Below are 2,070 nucleotides of genomic sequence, written 5' to 3' on the forward strand. Positions count from 1 at the left end.
GGTGGTGCTCCCGGCGGCGGTCCCGGTGGACCGCGTCCCGGCGGCTTCGGCCCGGCCGGTGGCGGTCGCCCCGGTGGGGGTCGTCCCGGCCAGCGTGGCCAGACCCAGGGTGCCTTCGGTCGCCCCGGCGGTCCCTCGCGTCGTGGTCGCAAGTCGAAGCGGGCCCGTCGTCAGGAGTTCGAGGCCATGCAGGCCCCGACGATCGGTGGCGTGCGCGTCCGCAAGGGCGACGGCGAGACCGTTCGTCTGGCCCGCGGTGCCTCACTGACGGACTTCGCCGAGAAGATCAACGTCGACGCAGCCGCCCTGGTGCAGATGCTCTTCTCGCTCGGCGAGATGGTCACCGCGACCGAGTCGGTCGACGAGGCCACGTTCGAGCTGCTCGGCGAAGAGCTGAACTACGTCGTGCAGATCGTGTCCCCCGAGGACGAGGACCGCGAGCTGCTCGAGGGCTTCGACCTCGAGTTCGGTGCCGACGAGGGCGACGAGGACGACCTGTCCTACCGTCCGCCGGTCGTCACCGTCATGGGTCACGTCGACCACGGTAAGACCAAGCTCCTCGACGCCCTTCGCAGCGCGAACGTGGTCGACAAGGAGGCCGGTGGCATCACCCAGCACATCGGTGCCTACCAGGTGGCGACCGAGGTGGACGGCGACGAGCGTCGCATCACCTTCATCGACACCCCCGGTCACGAGGCGTTCACCGCCATGCGTGCCCGTGGTGCCCAGGCCACCGACATCGCGATCCTCGTGGTCGCGGCCGACGACGGTGTCATGCCGCAGACGGTTGAGGCGTTGAACCACGCCAAGGCCGCGGGTGTGCCGATCGTGGTCGCGGTCAACAAGGTCGACAAGCCGGAGGCCGACCCGACCAAGGTCCGCGGCCAGCTGACCGAATACGGCCTGGTGCCCGAGGAGTACGGCGGCGACACCATGTTCGTCGACGTCTCGGCCAAGTCCGAGCTCAACCTCGACAAGCTGCTCGAGGCCGTCGTCCTCACCGCCGACGCCTCGCTCGACCTGCGGGCCAACCCCGACCAGGACGCTCAGGGTCTGGTCATCGAGGCGCACCTGGACCGCGGTCGCGGCCCGGTCGCCACGGTGCTGGTCCAGCGCGGAACGCTCCGCGTGGGCGACTCGATCGTCGCCGGTGCCGGTCACGGCCGCGTCCGGGCGATGCTCGACGAGCACGGCAACAACATCGAGGAGGCCGACCCGGCCCGCCCCGCCATGGTGCTGGGTCTGAACGCCGCCCCCGGCGCAGGTCAGACGTTCATCGTGGTCGAGGACGACCGGATGGCCCGTCAGATCGCCGAGAAGCGTGAGGCGCGAGAGCGTGCGGCCATGCAGGCCAAGCGTCGCGTTCGTCGTACGCTCGAGGACTTCATGGCCTCCATGGAGAAGGGCGAGAGCCAGGAGCTCAACCTCATCCTCAAGGGCGACGTGTCCGGTTCGGTCGAGGCCCTCGAGGACTCGCTGGCCCAGATCGACGTCGGCGACGAGGTCTCGCTGCGCGTCATCGACCGCGGTGTCGGTGCGATCACCGAGACCAACGTCGACCTCGCTGCCGCCTCCGACGCCATCATCATCGGCTTCAACGTCCGGCCCCAGGGCAAGGCGGGCCAGATGGCCGACAAGGAAGGTGTCGAGATTCGCTACTACTCGGTCATCTACCAGGCGATCGAGGAGATCGAGGCGGCGCTCAAGGGCCTGCTGAAGCCGGAATACGAAGAAGCCTCCCTGGGCAAGGCGGAGATCCGCGAGATCTTCCGCTCGTCCAAGGCCGGCAACATCGCAGGCTGCATGGTCATCGAGGGCACTGTCCGCCGCAACGCCAAGGCGCGCGTCCTGCGCGACGGCGCCGTGGTGGCCGACAACCTCGACCTCTCGTCGCTCAAGCGCGAGAAGGACGACGCATCCGAGGTCCGCGAGGGCTTCGAGTGTGGTCTGGTGCTCAAGAACTTCCAGGACATCAAGATCGGCGATGTCGTGGAGTCGTTCGAGATGCGCGAGATCCCGCGCGGCTGATCCAGCATCATCGGTGAGGCGGGTCCGGCTGTTGCCGGGCCC

The 2,070-nt window shown here is 68.6% G+C and carries 1 protein-coding gene; it reads left to right on the forward strand.

Going from position 1 to position 2,070, the window contains the following annotated elements; genetic code table 11:
• A partial coding sequence (gene infB, locus NJ4_RS23505; protein WP_067441422.1) for a translation initiation factor IF-2 occupies nucleotides 1–2,028 on the forward strand: 2,028 nt, incomplete at its 5' end.
• Nucleotides 2,029–2,070 lie beyond the last annotated feature (42 nt).

Source organism: Nocardioides jensenii JCM 1364 = NBRC 14755 (genome assembly GCF_001552535.1).
GTDB lineage: Bacteria > Actinomycetota > Actinomycetes > Propionibacteriales > Nocardioidaceae > Nocardioides > Nocardioides jensenii.